The organism is Blastochloris sulfoviridis (assembly GCF_008630065.1).
GTDB classification, from domain to species: Bacteria; Pseudomonadota; Alphaproteobacteria; order Rhizobiales; family Xanthobacteraceae; genus Blastochloris; species Blastochloris sulfoviridis.
The window spans coordinates 181161-203333 of the sequence record NZ_VWPL01000001.1 but is presented as its reverse complement, the minus strand read 5'-3'; the positions used below and the strand labels follow the sequence as shown (position 1 = coordinate 203333).

At 68.5% G+C, this 22173-nt stretch carries 9 protein-coding genes; all 9 read left to right on the top strand.

What is annotated here, in order from left to right:
• Positions 1 to 130: 130 nt before the first annotated feature.
• The 9 genes from F1193_RS16980 (at position 131) to F1193_RS00880 (ending at position 22044) form a co-directional block, all read left to right on the top strand.
• Complete coding sequence (locus F1193_RS16980) at positions 131 to 12508, top strand: filamentous haemagglutinin family protein (protein WP_170263190.1); 12378 nt, start codon at positions 131 to 133, stop codon at positions 12506 to 12508.
• Between the two features lie 4 nt (positions 12509 to 12512).
• Positions 12513 to 12932 (top strand): hypothetical protein, encoded by a 420-nt coding sequence (locus F1193_RS17380; RefSeq protein ID WP_246164046.1) that lies wholly within the window; start codon positions 12513 to 12515, stop codon positions 12930 to 12932.
• 597 nt (positions 12933 to 13529) lie between these two features.
• Positions 13530 to 15224, top strand: a complete 1695-nt coding sequence (locus tag F1193_RS00910; protein WP_150095788.1) for a ShlB/FhaC/HecB family hemolysin secretion/activation protein — start codon at positions 13530 to 13532, stop codon at positions 15222 to 15224.
• A complete protein-coding gene (locus F1193_RS00905) occupies positions 15224 to 17293 on the top strand; it encodes a DUF2341 domain-containing protein (protein WP_210247273.1) in 2070 nt (689 codons plus the stop codon). The genes F1193_RS00910 and F1193_RS00905 overlap by 1 nt, the downstream gene beginning before the upstream one ends.
• A 3-nt stretch (positions 17294 to 17296) precedes the next feature.
• On the top strand, positions 17297 to 17701 hold the full coding sequence (locus F1193_RS00900; RefSeq protein ID WP_150095787.1) for an ExbD/TolR family protein: 405 nt from the start codon (positions 17297 to 17299) through the stop codon (positions 17699 to 17701).
• Positions 17702 to 17792: 91 nt separating this feature from the next.
• Positions 17793 to 18539: a TonB C-terminal domain-containing protein gene (locus F1193_RS00895; protein WP_150095786.1), complete on the top strand. Its 747-nt coding sequence runs from the start codon at positions 17793 to 17795 to the stop codon at positions 18537 to 18539.
• Between the two features lie 57 nt (positions 18540 to 18596).
• A complete protein-coding gene (locus F1193_RS00890) occupies positions 18597 to 20465 on the top strand; it encodes a putative porin (protein WP_150095785.1) in 1869 nt (622 codons plus the stop codon).
• A 2-nt stretch (positions 20466 to 20467) separates the two neighbouring features.
• Positions 20468 to 21061 carry a hypothetical protein gene (locus F1193_RS00885; protein WP_150095784.1) on the top strand — a complete coding sequence of 198 codons (594 nt, stop codon included), beginning with the start codon at positions 20468 to 20470 and terminating at the stop codon, positions 21059 to 21061.
• On the top strand, positions 21058 to 22044 hold the full coding sequence (locus F1193_RS00880) for a peptidylprolyl isomerase (RefSeq protein ID WP_150095783.1): 987 nt from the start codon (positions 21058 to 21060) through the stop codon (positions 22042 to 22044). The genes F1193_RS00885 and F1193_RS00880 overlap by 4 nt, the downstream gene beginning before the upstream one ends.
• The last annotated feature ends 129 nt before the right edge of the window (positions 22045 to 22173 follow it).

Genomic DNA, 22173 nt, shown 5'->3' with positions numbered 1-22173 from the left:
AGGTGTTTCGGAGTTTGCCGGCTTCGCTTCGGCAGCCCCGGAGAGCACCTGCGTCGGTCGATTGCGGTGCGCAGCGTTTGGACGGCGGGCGGCGATCGGACCGGAGTGTTCTCCGATCGGAGCGGTGCAGATGTCGTCGAACGAGAGCCTGACCACGCGCAAGGCGTGCGCCCATTCGCAAGCCGGCGAGATCCCGGCCGAGCGCAAGCTGCCGGTGGTGACGAGGCCGGCGCATGTCGGCCTGCGCTCCTGTCGGTCCCATGTCGCGGTGCTCCTGTGCAGCGTCAGCATGCTGGCGCTTGCGGCGGCCTACAGCCCGGCGGGGGCGCGCCGGCTGACCAGCACCAGCGCGGCCACCGCCGCCGCCGCCGTCGCCGCCCAGCAGGCCGCCGCCGCCGCGGCCCAGGCCGCCCAGGCCGCGCAGCAGGCCCAGACGTCGCTGACGCGGGCCGCCGCCAACGTGCGGGCGGTGAAGGCCGCGCAGGCCGCGGCGCGGGCCGCCGCGCTGCAGAACGCCCGCGGGATTCCGGATGGCCTCACGACCGGGGGCCTCGTGCCCGACTCCGGCATCGCCACCGACCCGACCCTGTGGCAGGGCGCGGACCTGCCGACCGAGAGCGCCCAGGACGGCCGCACGGTGGTCGACATCAACCAGACCCAGCAGAAGGCGATCCTCAACTGGGAGACCTTCAATGTCGGCCTCAAGACCACGGTCAATTTCAACCAGGCCTCCGCCGACTGGACGGTGCTGAACCGCGTCAACGACCCCACCACCGCGCCGAGCAAGATCCTCGGCCAGATCAACGCCATCGGCGGCGTCTACATCATCAACCGCAACGGCATCATTTTCGGCGGCGGCGCGCAGGTCAACGTCCACGCGCTTGTCGCCTCCGACCTCGACGTCGGCCTGCTCGGCACCTCGCGGATGGTGCGCGACGATTTCTTCCTCAACACCGGCGTCGGCAACGCCAGCAATCTCGTAACGAGCTTCTCCACCACCCATGACGAGTACGATCGCAACAACCCCGTTGCCGGCTCGTCCAACCTCTTTCACGGCGGCGAGGTCGGCGGCGGCGTGGTGGTGGAAAAGGGCGCGACCATCACCACCGACATCGTGAGCCCGGATTCGCCGGGCTTCATCTATCTGTTCGGCGCCAATGTCGCGAACTACGGCACGCTCAGCTCATCGGGCGGCGAGGTGGCGCTGGTGGCGGCGCAGGCCCTCACCATCACCCCCGGCGCCTATGCGGCGGCCACCATTCCCGACAGCGTGCTGGCCGACGGGTCGGAGAGCTTCCGCGGCACGGGCTTCGAGATCCAGCAGTACGCCGACAGATATTTCATCAGCGGCGATGGGGCGGTGCGGCCCAGCACCGGCTCCTACCGCGCCGGTACCGGCGCCATCGTCAATGACGGGCTGATCGAGACGCCGCGCGGCATCACCGTGATGAACGGCGACCTGATCTCGATCGGCGCGGAGGGCGTGATCTCGGCCGATACCAGCATCAGCCGCAACAGCATGGTGCTGATCGACGCCGCGACCCGCGTCACCCTCGACGGTACGATCAGCATCCAGCCCTACGAGAATGGCGAGACCCTGCCGCTGCTGAGCGACAGCTCGACCGATGGCGAGAGCACGGTACAGACATTCACGCCGGCCTTCGTCGAGATGAGCGCCCGCTTCCAGGTGCTGCTCGGATCGACCGGCCTGATCTCGGCGCCGTCGGCGGTGGTGTCGCTCAATGCCCGCAACAACATCGGCGGCACCACCGCGACGGCGTCGAGCCTCACCGGGCCGCAGCGCATCCTGCTGGCATCCGGCGCGACGATCGACGTCGCCGGCCTGCAGAATGTCGAGATTCCGGTCAGCTACAACTACATCTCGTTCAAGCCGCGCGGCACCGAGTTCGCGGACATGCCGCTGCAGCGCGACGGCGCGCTGGTCGGCGAGACGCTGTGGATCGACATCCGCGAGACCGGCACCCGCGCCGACGGCACGGAATGGGTCGGCACGCCGCTGGCGGACGCCTCGGGCTACGTCAATAAGGTCGGCCGCTCGATCAAGCAGCTCATGACCAAGGGCGGCACGGTGTCCATGACCACGGACACCAACAATGCCGGCACCCATGGCCGCGATGTCGTGCTGGAGGAAGGATCGGTGATCAACGTCGCCGGCGGCAGCGTGCGCTATGTCGGCGGTCTGGTGCCGACCACGCGGCTCGTCGGCGCCGATGGCCGCATCTACAGTATGACCGAGGCCGATCCCACCCGCGTCTATACCGGCGTCGCCGGCACCTCCGGCACCGATCACGCGACCTGGGACATCACGGAAGCGGGCTCCGGCGTCCAGTGGGTCCAGGAGGCCGGCTACACCGAGGGCTACGATGCCGGCGGCATCGAGATCACCACCGTCAATCCGGTGCTGACCGGCACGCTGCTGTTCGGCTCGGTGGCCGGCGAGCGGCAGATCGCCGCGGGCCTTTCGCCCTCCGACACCAGCGGCGTGGTGCCGACACAATCCAGCCGCGACGAGATGCCCTCGCGCGGCTATCTCAAGCTCACCGTCCCCGCGACCGTGGTGATCGGCCGCAACGGCCCGGCGGCGCTGCCGGACGGCTTCGACGCAACCACCGTGCTGAGCCGTCAGACGGTGAGCCTGCCGGCGGGAACCAACTTCTCGGTGCCGGATGTCTCATCGACGGTCAAGGCCTACCAGACCACGCTGTCGGCCGAGACCGTGTCGTCGTGGGGACTGAGCGGGCTCATCCTCACCGCCAACAATCTGGTGGTGGAGAAGGGCAGCACCGTCAACCTCGCGGCCGGCGGCACCTTCAAGGCGACGGTGGGCGGGGCGATCGACATCGCCGGCACCATCTCGGCTCATGCCGGCCGGATCAGCCTGACGACGAACCGCTACGATATCTCCGCCCTGTTCGGGACGAACCTGTTCACGCCGCCCTCCACCGCGTCGAAGCACGACGACATCTTCATCGGGGGCACGCTCGACGTCAGCGGCCTGTGGGTCAACGACACCGGCAAGACCGGGCTGGCGGCGACCGGCTCCGCCTATATCGATGGCGGCGACATCAGCATCGTCACGAGCAAGGCCAGCCTCGGGCGCGACGTCACCGGCAGCATCCTGCTGGCGGAAGACAGCGTGCTCGACGCTTCGAGCGGCGGCTACATCGCGGCGTCCGGCGAGGCGAAGACCGCCGAGACCGGCGTGATGGCCGGCAGCGGCGGGTCGATCTCGCTGCTGCTCTATCAGGGCAAGGACTGGACGGATGGCGGCATCGGCCCGACGCTGCCCTCGTCCTTCATCAGCACCGTCGCCAGCCTGCAGATCGACGGCACCCTCATCGGCTACGGGTTCGAGCGCAACGCCACCCTGACCCTGGCGGCGCCGAAGCTCATCCAGGTCGGCGGCGAGACGGCGGGGAGCGGCGTCGGACTTCATCTGTCGGAGGCGTTCCTCAACAGCGGCGGCTTCGGCAGCTATGTCCTCCAGTCGTCTCCCGATGGCTGGAGCGGCACCACGGCGGGCATCACCGTCGTTGCCGGCGCCGATATCGCCCTGACGCAGAAGAACCTGTCGAGCAGCGCCAATTACCGCTCCGTGGCCACCGGCAGCTCGATCGCCGCGGTGGCCGGGCTTGCGACCCTGGGGCAGGATCTGCGCGCGCCGGTCGACCTCACTTTGGCGGCGGGAAACATCCTCATCGACGCGGGCGCCACCATCATCACCGATCCGCGCGCCACCATCACGCTGACCGGCACGCCCACAATCGATTCCGCCACCGGCCTCAACACGGTCGAGACCCGCGCCACCAACGTGCTGCTGCGCGGCCGCATCATCGATCACGGCGGCACGGTGCTGGTGCACGCCTATCAGACCTGGCTCGGCGCCCAGGCGCTGATCGACCTGTCGGGAACCTATATCGCCAATTCGCGCTTCGGCCTCGCCAACGGACCGCTGGTGAGCGGCACGGTGGTCGGCGGCGGCAGCTTTATCGTCGAGGGCGCGCAGGATCTCGACGCGAGCGGCGAGCCGACCGGCCGGGTCAACACGCCCACCGGCAGCACCAATTATGTGGTGGCCGAGAGCGGGGCGGTGGTCGACGTGTCGGGCTATTCCGGCACGGTCAAGGTGATCGACACCGCGCGCAGCACCCGCAACCGGATCGCGACGACGAACGCGGACTGGTGGAGCGATGCCGGCACCGTCAGCATCAACACCGCCACCTTCCTGTGGGGCGGCACGTTCAAGGCGAACGCCACCGATCCGCGCGCCAATGGCGGCACGCTCATCCTCGGCGGCTCGGCGGTGACGCTGCAGCAGAACGCGTCCGACGTGACGGCGGCGCTCGGTCAGATCGCCTCGCCGACGACGGCAACGGATCTTGCGGCGTTCATGACCGGGACGACCTTCGCGACGCTCGCGCCCTATGCCGGCCAGATCGTCGCCGCGGCCGACAGTCTCGAAACCTTCGACACTGTGTTCCTCTACAGCGGCTATGCGAACGGCGGCGCGCCGCGCATCTTCACCGCCCTTGCCGGCGACACCTATGGCGTCGTTGCGCCGACGCTGAGCGACCTCACCATCAAGGGCCCGCTCGATTGGAGCGTGACCAACCGGCTGCACCTTGCGGCCAAGTCGATCACCTCCGCCACCGCGGACAGCACGGTCAAGCTCGCTGCGCCCTACGTGCTGCTCACCGGCGGCGGCGGCACGGCGACCAACACCAGGAACAGCACGCTCACCGTGTCGGCCGCGGCGATCGATGTCGAAAGCGCGGCGTTCGCCGGGTTCAAGTCGGTGGCGCTGGTCAGCAGCGGCGATCTGCGCCTGAGCACGCCGAAGGTGGTCAACGGCCTCACCGATGCCGGCAACACGTCGCAGGACACGTCGCGCTTCGCCGGCAGCCTGGTGTCGGCCGGCGACCTGCTGCTCGATGCGCAGCGAACCTATGTCGCGACGGCCGTCGACTTCACCATCAAGACCCCGGGCAAGGTGACATTCGAGGACAGCGCCGGCGGGCGGAACGTCGTGCCGCTGTCGGCCGGCGGCTCGATCACGGTGCAGGCGAGCACCATCGAGCAGAACGGCCATGTGTTCGCGCCGCTCGGCACCATCGCGTTCAATGCCAGCACGCAGGTGACGCTCGGCGCCGACAGCCTGACGTCGGTGTCGCTCGGCGGCACGGTGGTGCCCTATGGCGAAACGCTGGACGGCACGAACTGGTTCTACAACACCGACCTCTATCCGCTGGAGGCGCCGCCGACCAAATCCGTGGTGCTCACCAGCGCCAATGTCGTCGAGGACAGCGGGGCGGTCATCGACCTCAGCGGCGGCGGCGACCTGCAGGCGATGGAGTTCGTCGCCGGCAAGGGCGGCACGCGCGACGTGCTGGCCGGCTCGACCACCGGCGAGACCGTCTACGCTTTGCTGCCCTCGACCAATGACTCGGTCGCGGCGTTCGACGTGCACTTCACCGCCGCGCACAGCGCGACCGACAGCGGCGACGCCTATCCGCTCGCCGGCACGCAGGTCTATCTCGACGGCAGCAGCGGCATTCCCGCCGGCACCTACACGCTCTATCCGGCCCATTACGCGACGCTGCCGGGAGCGCTGCGCGTGGTCTATTACGGCGACAACACCGGCCGCAACATCGCCTCGGGCACCACGCTGCGCGACGGCACCGTTCTGGTGAGCGGCCATTACACGCAATCGACGCTGTCGCAGACGCGCTCGGCCGGCGAGGCGCTGTTCGCCATCCAGACCCAGGCGGTGTGGAGCAAATACAGCGAATATACGCTGAGCGGCGCCAACAGCTATTTCGTCGAGGCGGCGGAGCAGAACAGCGTGGTCGTGCCGCGCCTGCCGATCGATGCCGGCCGCCTCGCCATCGTCGCCCAGAACAAGGTGATCCTCGACGGCATCGCGCTCACCCAGCCGGCCAATGGCGGCCGCGGCGGCGAGCTCGACCTGTCGGCCGGCAAGATCGCCGTGGTCGGCCACCAGCAATATGTGCAGGGCGACGTCCCGGACGGCTATCTCGGCATCGACGTCTCCAAGCTCAATGGCTGGGGCTTCGAGAGCGTGCTGATCGGCGGCCTTCGCACCGACACCTCCGAGGGCACGCTGATCACGGCGGCTGCGGCCAACGTGCTGGTCGACACGGACGGCGAGGCGATCACCACGCCCGAGCTGCTGCTGGTGGCGCAGGCGGTCAAGGAAGAACGGACGCTGTCGTACACCTTCACGCTCCCGCAGGTCGGCATGACGCTGCCGGTGTCGTTCCAAGTCTATGCTCCGGTCGAAGGCAGCGGCACGGTGACGATCGCGTCGGGCAGCGTCATCAACACCACCGGCACGGTGCATGCCGGCTATGGCCGCAACTACTATTTCGCATCGCCGACGCCCCAGGGCCAGACGACGGCGTCGGACATCATCGACGGCACGTCCTACGGCGTCGGCATCGGCGGCACGCTGGACGGCAACACCATCGCCGGCGCCGACTTCGTGAAGGTCTACAGCGGCGCCGTGAGGAACATGGCGCTCTATTCCATGGCGCCCTCCGGCAATGCCGGGCTCGGCGCGCTGTTCGTGGCCAGCAACGACACGACGCTTGCGGTGTCGGGGCCGACCGGCACGCCGGTTCCGGAGCTCACCGTCAGCTTCGGCAACGCGGTTCTCGCCGACGGCCGCAACCTGGGTCCGGTGTCCGGCACGATCAAGCTGCCGGGCAGCGACGTCGGCCGGGTGGCGATCGAGGGCGGCACGACAATCTCGACGGCGGCGATGACCGCGCAGGCGACCGCGCTGACCGATGCCATCGTCATCGACACCGCCGCCAGCCTGAACGTGAAGCAGGCCAGCCTGACCGCGCGCACCATCGGCATCGGCTCGGGCAGCGGCGCCAACGATGCGCTGGCGCTGTCGCAGGCCAATCTCGATCAGCTCGCCATGGTGCAGAGCCTGTCGCTCAAGGCGATGGCCGGCGCCATCACCTTCCACAACGCCGGCAGCGACGTGGTGTTCGACCCCGGCTCGGCGATGGAGCAGCTCACGCTCGACGCCCGCACCATCGCCGGCAGCGGCGGCAACGCCACGGTGCGCGTCGGCGGTACGGTGACGCTGGTCAACACCGGCACGGCGACCGGGACCGCGGCCGCCGCGACGGGCGGCACGCTGACGTTCGAGGCCGCCGAGATCGAGTTGGGCGGCGGTAGCCAGACTCTCGCCGGCTTCTCGCAGGTCGACTGGGTGGCGCGCGAGCAGGTGTTCGTCGAGAACTCCGGCACGCTGACGCTGGGCACCGGCACCGACGTGGTCGATCTGTCGATCACGACGCCGAACATCCTGGTCGCCGGGGCGACCGCGACCGGTACCGAAGGAGAGTTCGCGCTGGTCACCGCCGGCAATGTGGCGATCGCCCGGCCGGCGGGGGCCCAGGCGGCGCCCCAGGCCAGCGCCGAGATCGGCGGCATCTTCGCCATCACCGCAGCGAGCATCGCCCAGTCCGGCACCATCCAGGTGCAGGCCGGCACGCTGACGCTGCATGCCACCGTCGGCGACGTCACCCTCGGCGAGGGCGGCTATATCGCCGCCGGCGGCTACAAGAAGACGCTGGTCGATGTCGACACCTATGTCGCCGGCGGCAAGGTGGTGCTGCTGGCCGATGCCGGCAATGTCGCGACGGCGGCCTCCAGCGTGATCGACGTCGCCCAGCCGGAGAATGGCCTCGGCTATGGCGGCGAGATCGAGGTGACGGCGACGGCCGGCCGCGCCGACCTGCGGGGCACGCTGCTGGGCGGCGGCGGCAACGGCCTCGGCGGCAGCTTCAAGCTCGACACGGCAGGGGGCGTCGACCTCGATCCGCTGGCCGACCTGCTGCTGGCCGGCGGCGTCACCGGCATGGTCAACGTCCACACCCGCGAGGGCAATCTCACTCTGTCGAACGGCCACACGCTCAAGGCCAACATCGTCGTGCTGACCGCCGACGATGCGCGCTGGGGGGCAAGCGCCGATCAGCAGTTCGGCCAAGTCACCATCGCCGGCCTGATCGACGCCCGCGGCTATGGCGGCACCACCGCCGACGGCACCGGCGAGGCCGGCGGGCAGGTGGCGCTGTGGGGCGCCAATGCGGTGGTGCTGACGGCGAGCGGGCGGATCGACGCCTCGACCACCCATTCCGACGAGCGTGGCGGCGACGTCACGCTGGGCATCGCCACCGGCGCCAAGGGCGACATCGACCTGCAGGGCGGCGCGATCAATGTGGCGGGCGGCACCAAGGGCGGGCTGTCCGGCGGCACGCTGACGCTGCGCGCGCCGCTGAAGCCGGTGGCCGGCGCGGCCGGCCGCGGCGACGTGCAGATCAGCAACCTCGCCGCCACAATCACCGGCGCGCGGGCGGTGACGGTGGAGAGCTACGTCACCTTCAGCACCGACGGCAGCATCGGCCTCGATGCGTCGGGGCTCGGCTGGGACGGCATCATCGACCCCGCCAACAATTCCTTCTTCACCGACACGCTCATGGCGTTCGCGCAAGGCACGTGGACCCATGACGGCCTGAGCTACGGCTTCGCCGACGCCGTCGCCAAGCTGGAGCCGCTGGCGCAGACCCTGGGCGAGGGCATCGTGCATCTCGCGCCCGGCATCGAGCTGGTCAACAACAACAGCTCGATCAACAATGGCGACATCACCGTCGCCAGCACATGGAACCTTGCCGCCGGCACGGCCGGCAATCTGCAGGACGGCACGTACGTCCACACCTATGAGACGGACGACACCACCAGGCAGAGCTATGTGACGTTCGACTATCGCTACGTCTCGTCGCTGGGGATCGATCCCGGCGCGTTGACGCTGCGCGCCGCCGGCAACATCAACATCAACGCCTCGATCTCCGACGGCTTCTTCCAGTTCCGCGACTATCTCGACGCCGGCTATGTCAGCCAGGTCGCGACCTACCTCGGCAGCGGCCGGGGACTGGGGCTCGAATACAACTCCACGCGCGGCTATCTCTATCAGCTGGGCTCGTATTCCACTGAGGGCAATGCCATTCCGGTGGCGCCCTATTCGGCCGCCGGCAACAGCAAGAGCCCGACCGAGGTGGCGCTCGCCACCGCCGACCTGTTCCCCAACACGCTGAACGTCTGCACCGCCAATTGCGGCACGGCGGGCGCGACCATCGAGGCGGTCACCAATCCGGGCTCGTGGTCCTACCGCTTCACGGCCGGCGCCGACGTTTCGAGCGCCAATCCGAACGCCATGCAGCCGCTCGCCAGCGTGCAGCGCGGCGACGTGATCATCGACGGCCACGCCTCCTACAGCCAGCCGCTCTACAGCTCCACCGGCTCAAGCTCGAAGACGGTCAACCTCTCCACCATGGTGCGCACCGGCACCGGCAGCATCACCATCGCCGCGGCGCGCGATGTGCTGCTGAAGGATGAGATCGCCCCCGGCGTGATCTATGCGGCCGGCGTCAACACCGCGCGGCTGGCGAGCGCCGGCTATTATCTCACGAACGGCGCTGTCGTGGCGGCCAATCCCGATGGCTTCCTGGAGCCGCAGGTGCTGGCCTACGGATCGGGGCAGGCGAGCGTCGCCGGCAGCATCTACGGCCCGCCGACGGAAGCCGCCTTCCCGCACCAGGGCGGCGATGTCGAGGTCGTGGCCCAGCGCGACATCATCGGCTATGGCGACTCCATCTCGGTTTCCGATCCGGATGACGCGGTCCGCACCTCCTACCAGTATTTCGCGCCCTGGCTGCTGGCGATGGCCGGCATCACGCCGGTCAGCTCCACCACAGCGAGCGAAGCGGCGCTGATGGGCGCGGGCGTCTACGCGCCGATCGGCACCTCCGTCGCCTCCGGCACCGCGTGGTGGATCCAGTTCGGCAGCTTCCAGCAGGGCATCATGAGCGTCGGCGGCAATGTGCGCGTCGAGGCCGGGCGGAACCTCGTCGATGTGTCGGTGTCGCTGCCGACCACCGGCCGGGTCAGTGGCGGCCTCGCGTCGCTGTCGACCGGCGTGGTCAACACGCCGGTGACGCACCTCTATGACAGTGGCAACATGGCGGTGCGGGTGGGCGGCGACCTGCTCGGCGGCGCGTTCTACGAGGGCTCGGGCCAAGCCAGCATCGTGGTGCGCGGCTCGGTCGGCTCGGCCGGCAAGCTGGGAAGCGCGTCCGGCAAGACCAATCTTGCGCTGCTCGCTGTCGATACCGGGCAGATCAATCTGGTGGCCGGCGGCGCCATCGCCACCGCCGGGGTGATCAATCCCGCCGAGCTGCACGCCCAGGCCGGCAGTGCCGCCTATCCGTCGAATTCGACGGTGGCGGCGCAGGACCGCCGGATCTACATGGACACCTACGGCCCGGACAGCGCGGTGAGCCTGACCAGCGTGTCCGGCGACATCACCATCTCAAGCCCGCCGACCCTGTCCAGGTACCTGGAGACGCTGTTCGCCGGTGCTGCGCTCTATCCGGCGAGCCTGTCGGTGATCGCGCTGAGCGGCGACATCATCACCACCGACATGACCACGGGCGTGATGCCCGGCATCACGCTGAGCCCGTCGCTGCACGGCACGTTCCAGCTTCTGGCCGAGGGCAGCGTCGATCTCACCGGCGGCTACGAAGCCAATTCGAGCACGAACCGGCCGAGCTTCTCCGCCGGTCCGTCGCTGCTCAATGCGGCCTTCAATCCCTACCGGCCCAATGCCTGGTACGGCGTCGAGTCGTCCGACGAAGAAGGCTATGGCGGCGCGTTCAGCCGGGCGGTGCTGGCCCATGCCGATGATGGCGCGGCGGACACCACCGCCCGGATCTACGCGGTCACCGGCGACATCATCGGTGTCGGCGACGTGACGATCTATACCGGCACCGACAAACGCGCCTACACACGGATCAAGCGGATCGAGATCAACCGGCCGACCAAAATCTATGCCGGGCGCGACATCGTCGATCTCAACCTCATCGTCCAGAACATCGCCGCGGACGACGTGAGTTCCGTCGTCGCCGGCCGCGACATCTATTATACCGGCTACAACAATGCCGGCGGGCTGCAGGTGGCGGGGCCGGGCTATCTGGTGGTGGAGGCGGGACGCGACCTCGGCCCGTTCCTGCCGGCATCCGGCAACACCACGACGCTGGCCAAGTTGCAGCAGGGCATCGCCTCGGTCGGCAATGCCAGCGTGGTGCCGGTGGGCAATGCCTATCTCGAAGCCGGCATCACCATCGATGCGGCGAGCGCCGGCGCGGACGGCTCCATCGGCATGTACGACTCGGCGCTGCTCGGTCCCGTCGTCAACACCGAGAAGAAACGCAACGCGCTCCTGTCCGCCACCGGCGCCGACCTGATCGTGCTGTTCGGCGTCGCCAATGGCGCGAACTACGATGGGGTGCTCGGCACCTATGTCGACCCGGCCAACGCCGCCAATGTCGCGCACAACTACCTCGGCGAGCTTGGCGAATTCCTCGCCGAAATCGGCATCGACACTTCGAGCGGCGCGGAGGCATGGGCGGCGTTCGACCTCGTCTCCGACGATCTGAAGCAGGTGTTCGCCGCCCAGGTGTTCTTCGCCGAGCTGAAGGCGGTGGGCGAGGCGCAGGGTGGCGACGCTGCCGGCCAGTACCTGCGCGGCTATCAGGCGATCGAGACGTTCTTCCCGTCCTCGTGGGGCTACACCGAGAACGAGCTGGGCGGCGGCGCCAATGGCGCCAAGGTGCAGGTCGCGACCGGCCGCCTCGACATGCTGCACGGCACGATCCAGACCCAGCGCGGCGGCGACATCTCGATCCTCGGCCCCGGCGGTTCCATCCTGGTGGGCTCGCTCGCCAAGGAGTCCAACAGCAACCTCAAGCTGAACGATCTCGGCATCATCACGCTCGGCGGCGGCGACATCAACACCTTCACCGATGGCAGCGTGCTGGTGAATTCGAGCCGGGTCTTCACCGAGCTTGGCGGCAACATCCTGATGTGGAGCTCGAACGGCGACCTCAATGCCGGCCGCGGCGCCAAGACCACGCTGTCGCAGCCGCCCTTGAAGGTGGTGTTCGACGAGGACGGCTACCAGACCATCGATCTGCGCGGGCTCGTCACCGGCGCCGGTATCGGCGTGCTGAAGACCGGGCTCGTCGGCGATGCGGACAGCTACGCCTCCGACTCCAACCTCTATCTGCTCGCGCCGGCCGGCACGGTGGATGCGGGCGATGCCGGCATCCGGGTGTCGGGCGACCTCATCGTCGCCGCCAAGGTGGTGATGAACGCCGACAACATCGACGTCGGCGGCAGCTCCACCGGCGTGCCGATGGTGGCGGCCCCCAATGTCGGCGCGCTCACCGCGGGGTCGGCCGCGGCCGCCGCCGCGTCCCAGGCCGGGGAGACGCCGACCGGCAGCACCGGCGCCGCGGAACAGGCCTCGGTCTTCATCGTCGAGGTGGTCGGCTATGGCGGCGGCGAAGGGGCGCAGGAGCCGGCCGGCGAAGGCGACAGCAAGGAGCAATGAGCCGATGACGACGCAGCGGACCAACGCGCACCCGCTCATCCTTGCGGCGGCCCTCGTGCTGGCGCTTCCCGCGGCGCCTGCGCCGGCCTTCGCCCAGTCGCCGGACGCCGAAGTGGCGCCCGCTCCCCCGCGGCGCGAGACCATCATCGGCGGCGCGACAGCGGGACTGCCGGACCTTCAGAGCTGCGTCGATGTCGAGATCGGCGGCAGCCGCAGCTTCGGCTGCCTGAACGAGCGGCTGAAGCAGGCGGTCGAGCGCGCCCATCCCGGCATCAACGCGCCGCCGCTGGATGCGCGCTCGTCCGACATCCGCGCCGGCATCGCCAACACCGGCGCCGTCAAGCAGCAGTACGGACCGAACTACGGCATCTCGGTCGTGCCCTGGCGTCCGGCACCGCCGGCGCCGGTGCTGCCGCGCCGCTGAGCGCGCCGCCGGTCGCGCGCCAAGTCCGGATCGCTGTCGCATTCCGGACACGGCGTTGCGATCGTGGGCATGTCACAGCCAGGCGGTCGCCGTGGCAGATCGGCCACGGTCGTCGAGATGTTTCGCGGCCGGTGCCGCGGCGACATCGCACTTTCATATGACGTGGTTAGTTTCACGCTCACGGACGTCGCCGGAAAGGTGAGCGTGTGCTCACCGCGATGGCGATGCCGCAAGCGTTGTTGAAGCCGTGACCGGCCGGAGAGGTGTCTCTGGCGAGGCCACGGAATTGCTGCGCGCGTGAGGTCGCCACCGTCTCCGAAGAACTCGGCGGCGAGGGGATCTGAGCATGCCGGTCGTGTCAGTAGGACACGCTGCCAGAACCGGAGGAGTTTGTCCGTGGCAGGCCGCATCAAATTGCCGTCGCGCTCTTGCGAGCCGAGGACCGGCCGAAGCGCGCAGCGTCCGCACCAGCGGACGCGGCCGTTCAAGGCCGCGCCGTGGGGCGCCGTAGCGGGCGCGGCTGTCGCTCTGCTCATCGCGCCGCCGAGCCTTGCTGCGCCGGTAGATCTCACCGCGCCGGTGGATTCTGCCGCACCGATGGCTCTTGCCGCGCCGGCGCCGCGCCAGGAGACGGGCGCACCGTCCTCCGCAGGCGCACCGTCGTCCACGCCCGCCAAGCAGTCCGGTGACGGCAAATCCGCCGGGACGAAGCCGGAGACCGTGCCGGCCGCCGCGGCGCCGCAGGCCGCACCGGCCGCCGACATGCCGGCGCGCTTCGATATCGACGAGTATCGCGTCGAAGGCGCCGATGCGCTGCCGCAGATCGAGGTCGAGGAGGCGGTCTATCCGTTTCTCGGCCCCAACCGCTCCTCCGACGATGTGGAGAAGGCGCGCGCCGCGCTGGAGAAGGCCTATCACGACAAGGGCTATCAGACGGTCGGCGTCTCGGTGCCGCAGCAGAATGCCAGCCGCGGCTTCGTCGTGCTGAAGGTGACCGAGAACCGGGTCGGGCGCCTGCGGGTGAAGGGCTCGCGCTACTACGACCTCGCCGAGATCAAGCGCAAGGCGCGCTCGGTGGAGGAGGGCAAGCTGCCCAACTTCAACCACGTGACCAAGGACATCGTGTCGCTGAACCAGTGGCCGGATCGGCGCGTCACCCCGGCGCTGCGGGCCGGCGTCACGCCCGGCACCGTCGATGTCGACCTCAATGTCGAGGACAAGCACCCGCTGCATGCCTCGATCGAGCTCAACAACCGCCAGAGCCCGGACACCACGCCGCTGCGCCTGAACGCCCAGGTGCGCTACGACAATTTGTGGCAGCTCGGCCATTCGCTCTCCTTCACCTATCAGGAGGCACCGCAGCGTCCGTCCGACGCCCGGGTCTATTCCGGCTCGTATCTGGCGCGCACCGAGGCCGACTGGCTCAACCTGCTGTTCTACGGCCTGAAGTCCGACAGCTCGGTGGCCACCGTCGGCGGCGTCAATGTGGTGGGCCCCGGCCAGGTGTTCGGCGGCCGCGCGGTGATGACGCTGCCGAGCCGCGGCGAGCTGTTCCACACGCTGTCGGTCGGCGTGGACTACAAGGATTTCGAGCAGGTCATCTCGCTCGCCGACGGCGAATTCTCCTCGCCCGTGTCCTACGTGCCGCTGGTCGCCAGCTATGGCGCGACGTGGCAGGGCGAGGGCCGGGTGACCCAGGCCAACCTCAGCGCCACCATGAATTTGCGCGGCATCGGCAGCGACACCGAGCAGTTCGACGTCAAGCGCTACAATTCTCGCGGCAATTTCTTCATCCTGCACGGCGACGTCTCGCACACCCACGACCTGCCGGGCGGGTTCCAGGCGTATGTCAAGGCGCAGGGCCAGATCGCCGACCAGCCGCTGGTCTCCAGCGAGCAGATCAGCATCGGCGGCCTCGACACGGTGCGCGGCTATCTGGAATCGGAGGCGCTGGGCGACTATGGCGGCTCGGCGACGCTGGAGCTGCGCACCCCCGATCTCGCGCGCCACTTCGAGCAGTCGCTGGAAAACGCCGAGGGCCAGCCGGTCAAGTTCAACGTCATCAACGAATGGCGCTTCTTCGCCTTCAGCGATGTCGGGCGCGTGATGGTCAAGGATCCCACGGCCGAGCAGGACGATCTGTTCGATCTCGCCAGCTACGGCGTCGGCACCCGCTTCAAGCTTCTCGAATATCTGAACGGCCTGGTCCTGGTCGGCGTTCCGCTGACCAGCCAGCAGGTCACGGTCGCGCACGATCCGCGCCTGTCCTTCCGGTTTTGGGGTGAATTCTGATGACGGCTCGAACCAGCAACCCGTCTTTCCGGACGCTGATGCGCCTGCCGGCACTTGCCGCGCTGGTGATGCTCACGGCGCTGGTGTCGCTGTGGCCGGGGCAGGCGGCGGCGTGGTGGAACGACGAGTGGACGCTGCGCAAGAAGATCACCGTCGACACCGGGCCTTCGGGCGCGGGCGTCAGCGAGCCGATCGGCTCGACGCCGGTATTGGTGCGCCTGCATGTCGGCAATTTCCGCTTCGGCTCGGCCAAGGAGGATGGCGGCGACCTGCGCTTCATCGCGGGCGACGACAAGACGCCGCTCAAGCACCACGTCGAGAAATTCGACTCCCTGCTCGGCGAGGCGCTGGTGTGGGTGGCCGTGCCGGATCTGAAGCCCGGCACCAAGACCGACATGTGGCTCTATTTCGGCAACCCGAAGGCGCCGGCCGCGGTCGATGCCAAGGGCACCTACGACCCCGACACGCTGCTGGTCTATCATTTCGCCGAGCGCGGCACGCCGGCACACGATACGTCCGCCTGGGCCAACAGCGCGCAGAGCGTCGTGCCGGGCGCCGATGGCGCGATCATCGGCCAGGGCGCGCGCCTCGACGGCCAGACCCCGCTGATGCTGCCGGGCTCGCCCTCGCTGGCGGTGGCCGAGGGCGGCGCGCTCTCCTGGTCGGCCTGGGTGAAGATGGCAGCGCCACAACCGCGCGCCATCCTCTATGCGCGCCGCGACGGTGCGAACGCTCTCGTCATCGGCCTGGACAATGGCGTGCCGTTCGCCGAGGTGACCACGAACGGCGCCACGCTGCGTAGCGGCGAGGGGCCGGCGATCGCGCCGGCAACCTGGCGCCACATTGCGGTGACGGCGGCCAACGGCCAGATCACGCTCTATGTCGATGGCGCGCCGTTCGCCACGCTCGCCGCATCGCTGCCGGCGATGGCCGGCCCGGCGCAGATCGGCGGCGATGTCGCCTCGTCCACGCCGGCCGCGGCGCCAATAGCCGCCGCACCGGTGGAGGCGACCGCAGCGCCCGCGGCCGATGGCGCGGCCGCACCGGCTGCCGACGCATCCGCGACCGCCCCGGCTGCCGACCCGGCCGCGACCGCCCCCGTTGCCGCGGCACCGGCGGCCGATACCGCGGCTGCCGCGCCTGTCGAGGCGGCTGCGGCTGCGGCTGGCTTCGTCGGCGACATCGACGAGATGCAGATCGCCAAGGTGGCGCGTCCCGCGGGCTTCCTGAAGGTGGCGGCGATCGGGCAGGGGCCGGAACACGCCAAGCTGGTGTCGTTCAGCGTCGACGAGGAGACCGCGAGCTGGTTCAGCGGCTATTTCGCGGTGATCCTGAAATCGGTGACGCTCGACGGCTGGGTGGTCATCGGCCTCTTGGCCATCATGGCGGTGATCAGCTGGATCGTGACCGTCGACAAGATTTCCTATCTCAACCGCGTCGCCAAGGGCAACGCGCTGTTCCTGCGCGAATTCCGCGAGGTGTCCGGCGATCTCGACGCGCTGCTGCATCTCGACGAGCAGGGCGGCAGCATGGCGCGCTTTGGTGCGATGGCGTCGGAGAAGGACCGCAAGGCCATCCACGGCGCGCCGCTCCATCATCTGCTGCATCTCGGCATGCAGGAGATCCGCCGCCGCTTCATGGCCAACGGGCGCATCGGCTCGCTGACGCCGCAGGCGATCGCCGCCATCCGCGCGGTGCTGGACAGCGGCTTCGTGCGCGAGGCCCAGCGGCTGAACAAGCAGATGGTGGTGCTGACCATCGCCATCTCCGGCGGGCCGTTCCTCGGCCTGCTCGGCACGGTGATCGGCGTGATGATCACCTTCGCGTCGATCGCCGCCAGCGGCGACGTCAATGTCAATGCCATCGCCCCCGGCATCGCCGCGGCGCTGGTGGCCACCGTCGCCGGCCTCGGCGTCGCGATCCCGGCGCTGTTCGCCTACAACTATCTCATCACCCGCATCAAGGACACGACCAGCGACATGCAGGTCTTCGTCGACGAGCTCGTCACGAAGATCGCCGAGTCCTATCACAGCCGGCCGGACCGGCCGCGCAACCTCGCCGCGGAGTGAGTCATGCAGGTCCAATCCGACAGCAAGCCGTACGACGACATCAACATCACGCCGATGCTCGATCTCGCCTACGTGCTCCTGGTGATCTTCATCATCATGACCACGGCGACGGTGCAGGGCATGAAGGTGAACCTGCCGAAGGCCAGCGCTGCCCCCAGCCTCGCCCAGCAGACCACCAAGGCGATCACCGTCACCAATGACGGCAAGATCTTTCTCGACACCGTGCCGGTGACGCTGTCCGAGCTTGAGCAGCGGCTGGTGCAGCAGCGGGCGCTGACGCCCGAATTTCCGGTGGTGGTGCGCGGCGACAGCCAGACCCAGTACCAGAACGTGATGGACGTTCTCGATCTGCTGGGCCGGCTCAACATCACCCAGGTCGGCCTGGCGACCAAGCCGTTGGTGAAGTGACCCCGCTGCAAGAGAGCCTGCTGCAAGAGACCCCGCTGCAAGAGATCCTGTCAAAGCCGATCTTGTCGAAGCCGAACCTGCCGAGGACGTGATGGAGCCGCGCGAGGACGATTATGAGGACGCGTTCGGGGACGACGGTCGCCCGTCGGCCCGCCGTCGCGCGATCGCCATCGGCACCGGCGTCCTCGTCCTGCTCCTGCTCGGCGCGGGCGTGGCGATGCTGCTGAGCGGCGAGGACGAGCCGCCGCGCAAGGTGCAGGAGCTCACCGTCATCAACGTCCTGCCGCCGCCTCCGCCTCCGCCGCCGCCTCCGCCGCCGCAACAGCCGCCGCCGGAGGAGAAGATCGTCGAGCAGACGCCGGTGCAGCAGGAGATCATCGAAGAAAAGCAGGTCGAGACGCCGAAGGACGAGCCGCCGAAGGAGTCGAACAATGACGAGCCGCCGCCCGGGCCGCTTAATTTCGATGAGGAAGGGCAGGGGCCGGGCGACGAATTCAGAATCGGCGGCAAGCCGGGCGGCAAGGGCTTCCTCGGTGCCGGCGGCGGCGGCGGCGGCAGCCGCTGGGGCTGGTACGCCGGCCTGGTGCAGTCGCAGATCGAGTCGGCGCTGCGCGCCAACCAGAAGACCCGCCACGCGGTGATGCGCATCCAGGTGCGGCTGTGGTCGGACGGCGCAGGCCGGGTGAACCGCGTGCAGCTCGTCTCGTCCACCGGCAATCCCGAGCTCGACGCGGTCATCCGCAACGAGGTTCTGGGCGGTCTCACGCTGCGCGAGCCGCCGCCCAAGGACATGCCGATGCCGATCATCACCCGCGTCACCGCACACAAGCCGACGTGAGGCAGGTCGGCCGCAGTCGGCAACGGCGTCCGAGCGTTCAGTAAACGGAGTTTCATTATGGCATGGGGCATTGACGTGAAGCGAGAATTCGTGGAGCGCCATTTGAGGCTGGGGCGCGGACTGACGCCGGTTGCTGCGGCGCTGTGCGGCGTTGCCGTCGCCATGCCGGCGGCGGCGCAGGATGCCGATGGCAAAAGCGAGGCGGCGAAGGAGAAGCGGCCGACCGTGTCGCGCGCCGCCGCGCCGTCGCCGAATGCCACCATCAATCTGATCAATCTGCTGGTGAAGCAGAACGTGCTCTCCGAGGAGCAGGCGGACGCGCTGATCAAGCAGGCCGAGGACGAGGCCTATGTGGCGCGGCAGGCGTTGCGCGACGCCTCGAAGAAGGCCGACGGCGCCGAGAAGACCGCGGCGGCGGCGGCCGAGGCGGTGTCGCCGCCCGGCACCAAGCGCGTCACCTACGTGCCGGAAGTGGTCAAGAAGCAGATCCGCGAGGAGATCAAGCAGGAGGTGATGGCGAAGGCCAAGACGGAGGGCTGGGCCGCGCCGGGCGCCCTGCCGGAATGGGTGTCGCGCATCCGCCTCTCGGGCGACATCCGCGCCCGCTTCGAGGGCGACTTCTTCCCCAATGGCAACGACCCGTTCGGCGCCGTCAACTACAATGCGATCAACACCGGCAGCCCGTGGAACGTCAACGACCTCAACCAGTTCTATTGGCCGAGCTACGACACCTATCAGGACCGCACCCGCGTCCGCCTGCTGGCGCGGCTGGGTCTGGACACGGATCTGTTCGATGGCTTCACGGCAGGCTTGCACATCGCCACCGGCGACAGCAATTCACCGGTGTCGTTCAATCAGACGCTGGGCGGCTCGGGCGGCAATTTCAGCAAATACGCGCTCTGGCTCGACCGCGCCTTCATCAAGTACCGTCCCTGGGAGGACGCGGCGCTCAACGTCGGTCGCTTCGAAAATCCGTTCTTCATGCCCACCGATCTGGTCTTTGACAAAGATCTCAGATTCGACGGCTTCGCCATCCAGTTCAAGAACGAGATCTATCCTGGCATCACGCCGTTCCTGAATGCCGGCGCCTTCCCGGTGTTCAACACCGATTTCAACGCCACCCTGACCGCCTATGACACCGTTGATGTCATCGGCAAGTTCCCGAGCCGCGACAAATGGATGCTCGGCGCGCAGTTCGGCGGCATCTTCAAGGTCGACTCCGACATCGACCTCACGCTCGGCGTCGCCTATTTCGACTTCACCAATGTCCAGGGGCAGCTGTCGAGCCCGTGCCTGGCAAACATGACCGGCGACACCTGCGACACCGACACGTTGCGGCCGTCCTTCGCGCAGAAGGGCAACACCTACATGATGCTGCGCGACATCGTGGCGGATGATCCCACCGATCCCACCGAGGCGCAGTACCAGTATTTCGGCCTCGCCTCGGCGTTCCGCAATGTGATGCTGAACGGGCGGCTCGATCTTGCCCACTTCAACCCGATCCACATCATCCTCGATGGCGAGTACGTCCAGAATGTCGCCTGGGACCGTCAGCAGGTGGCGGCGCGGGCGCGCGCCAACCAGCTTGCGTCCTCGGCCACCTATCCCTTTCCCGACAACGAATACTTCGGCGGCAATGAGGGCTGGATGGGTCGCCTGACGGTGGGCCACAAGGAACTGAAGGAGCTGTGGGACTGGAATGTCAGCGTCGCCTACAAGTGGCTGGAGTCGGACGCCGTCATCGACGCCTTCACCGACTCCGATTTTGGCCTCGGCGGCACCAATCTCAAGGGTTACATCATCGGCGCCAGCCTTGCTCTCGGCCCGAAAGTTTGGGCCTCGGCGCGCTGGATGAGCGCCAACGAGGTGGCCGGCGCCCCCTACGCGGTCGACGTCCTTCAGGTCGACCTCAACGCGAAGTTCTGACCATGCGGACCTTCGCAAACATCGCCGCCATCACGCTGGCCATCCTGGTGCCGGCGTCGGCGCAGGCGCAATCGGATGCCGACCGCCTGCGCGAAGCCTTGCGCAGAGCCACCCTGCAGGTGCGCCAGCTCGAAGACCAGCGTGCCGTTCTGCAGGCCAAGCAAGCCGAAGCCGAGCGCGAGCGCGACCGGCTGAAGAAGGAGACCACCGCGCTGAAGGCGCAGGTGAAGGAGGTCGACCAGGCCTATCGGCAGGCGGTCGAGGACTTCAACCAGCGGCTCGGCGAGCGCGACGAGATGCTGGAGCGCTGGAAGAACGCCTATTCGGAAGCCGCGGGCGTGGCCCGCGCCAAGGATGCCGAGCGCGCCAAGTTCGAACGCGAGGCGGCGGCGTTCAAGGCCAGCACCAAGAGCTGCGAGGCCAAGAATGCCGCGCTTGCCAAGACCGGCAGCGAAATCCTGGAGCGCTATGAGGCGATGAATCCGCTGGAGGCGATCGCGGTGCACGACCCGGTGTTCGGGCTCAAGCGGGTCGAGCACCAGAACACCGTGCAGGACTATCGCGACAGGATTCTCGATCAGAAGGTCACGCCATGATCACCAAGACCACCGCGGCGGGTGCCGCTCTCCTCGCTGGCTTGCTGCTCGGCTCGTCCGCGCCCGCGCTGGCGCAAGCATCGGCGCGCACACCTGCGACGCCGGCGCGGCCGCTGCCGCAACCCGCCGAGGCGGGCAAGGGCGACGTGATCGCCCGCGTCGGCGACACCGACGTCACCGCCGAGGAGATCCGCACGGTGATCGGCTTGCTCGACCCCCGTCAGCAGGCGGCGCTGGCGCGCGATCCGGCGCTGCTCAGCCAGACGGTGCGCACGCTGCTCGCCAACCGGGTGGTGCTCAAGGAGGCGCTGGACAAGAAGTGGGACCAGCGGCCCGCTGTCATGGCCCAGATCGAGCTGGCGCGCGAGAACGCGATCATCGACAGCTATCTGCGGTCGCTGACCACGCCGCCCGCCGACTATCCGGGCGACGCCGACCTCAAGGCGGTCTATGACGCCAACGCCACCGCCTTCCTGGTGCCGCGCCAGTTCCAGATCGCCCAGATCTTCGTCGCCGTGCCCAAGGATGCCGACAAGGCGGCCGAGGACAAGGCGCGCCGCAGGCTGGACGATATGCTGAAGAAGCTCAGGCAGCCGGGCGCCGATTTCGCGGCGCTGGCCAGGAGCGAGTCCGACGACGCCGGCAGCGCCGAGAAGGGCGGCGAACTCGGCTGGCTCGCCGAGGCGCAGCTGCGGCCGGAGATCGCGAGCCAGATTGTCGGCTTGGCCAAGGCGGGGATCACCGAGCCGATCCGGCTCGACGACGGCTGGCACGTGATCAAGCTGATGGACACCAAGGCGTCCCACACCCGGCCGATGGAGGAGGTGCGCGAGGCGCTGGTCGAGCGCATGCGCACCGAGCGCACGGAGGCCAACCGGCGCGCCTATGTCAGCGGGCTGCTGAAGCAGAACCCGCCGGCGGTCAACGAGCTGGCGCTGTCGCGGCTGCTCGCCGCGTCCCCGGCCGCTGCGCCGTCGCGGTGAGCGATATGCCACACGGTTTCTGCTCGGTCGGCTCGGAACGGTCGTCGGACGGAAACCACCTTTTTTCCCTCTCCCCTTGGGGGAGAGGGGGCCGAGCGATCTTCAGATCGCGAGGCGGGTGAGGGGTGA

Bases quoted from the DNA above. Each gene is read 5' to 3' on its own strand.
- F1193_RS00895 (WP_150095786.1), top strand. From the start codon at position 17,793: ATGGAGCCGCGCGAGGACGATTATGAGGACGCGTTCGGGGACGACGGT.
- F1193_RS00880 (WP_150095783.1), top strand. From the start codon at position 21,058: ATGATCACCAAGACCACCGCGGCGGGTGCCGCTCTCCTCGCTGGCTTG.
- F1193_RS00900 (WP_150095787.1), top strand. From the start codon at position 17,297: ATGCAGGTCCAATCCGACAGCAAGCCGTACGACGACATCAACATCACG.
- F1193_RS17380 (WP_246164046.1), top strand. From the start codon at position 12,513: ATGACGACGCAGCGGACCAACGCGCACCCGCTCATCCTTGCGGCGGCC.
- F1193_RS00885 (WP_150095784.1), top strand. From the start codon at position 20,468: ATGCGGACCTTCGCAAACATCGCCGCCATCACGCTGGCCATCCTGGTG.
- F1193_RS00890 (WP_150095785.1), top strand. From the start codon at position 18,597: ATGGCATGGGGCATTGACGTGAAGCGAGAATTCGTGGAGCGCCATTTG.
- F1193_RS00910 (WP_150095788.1), top strand. From the start codon at position 13,530: ATGGCTCTTGCCGCGCCGGCGCCGCGCCAGGAGACGGGCGCACCGTCC.
- F1193_RS00905 (WP_210247273.1), top strand. From the start codon at position 15,224: ATGACGGCTCGAACCAGCAACCCGTCTTTCCGGACGCTGATGCGCCTG.
- F1193_RS16980 (WP_170263190.1), top strand. From the start codon at position 131: ATGTCGTCGAACGAGAGCCTGACCACGCGCAAGGCGTGCGCCCATTCG.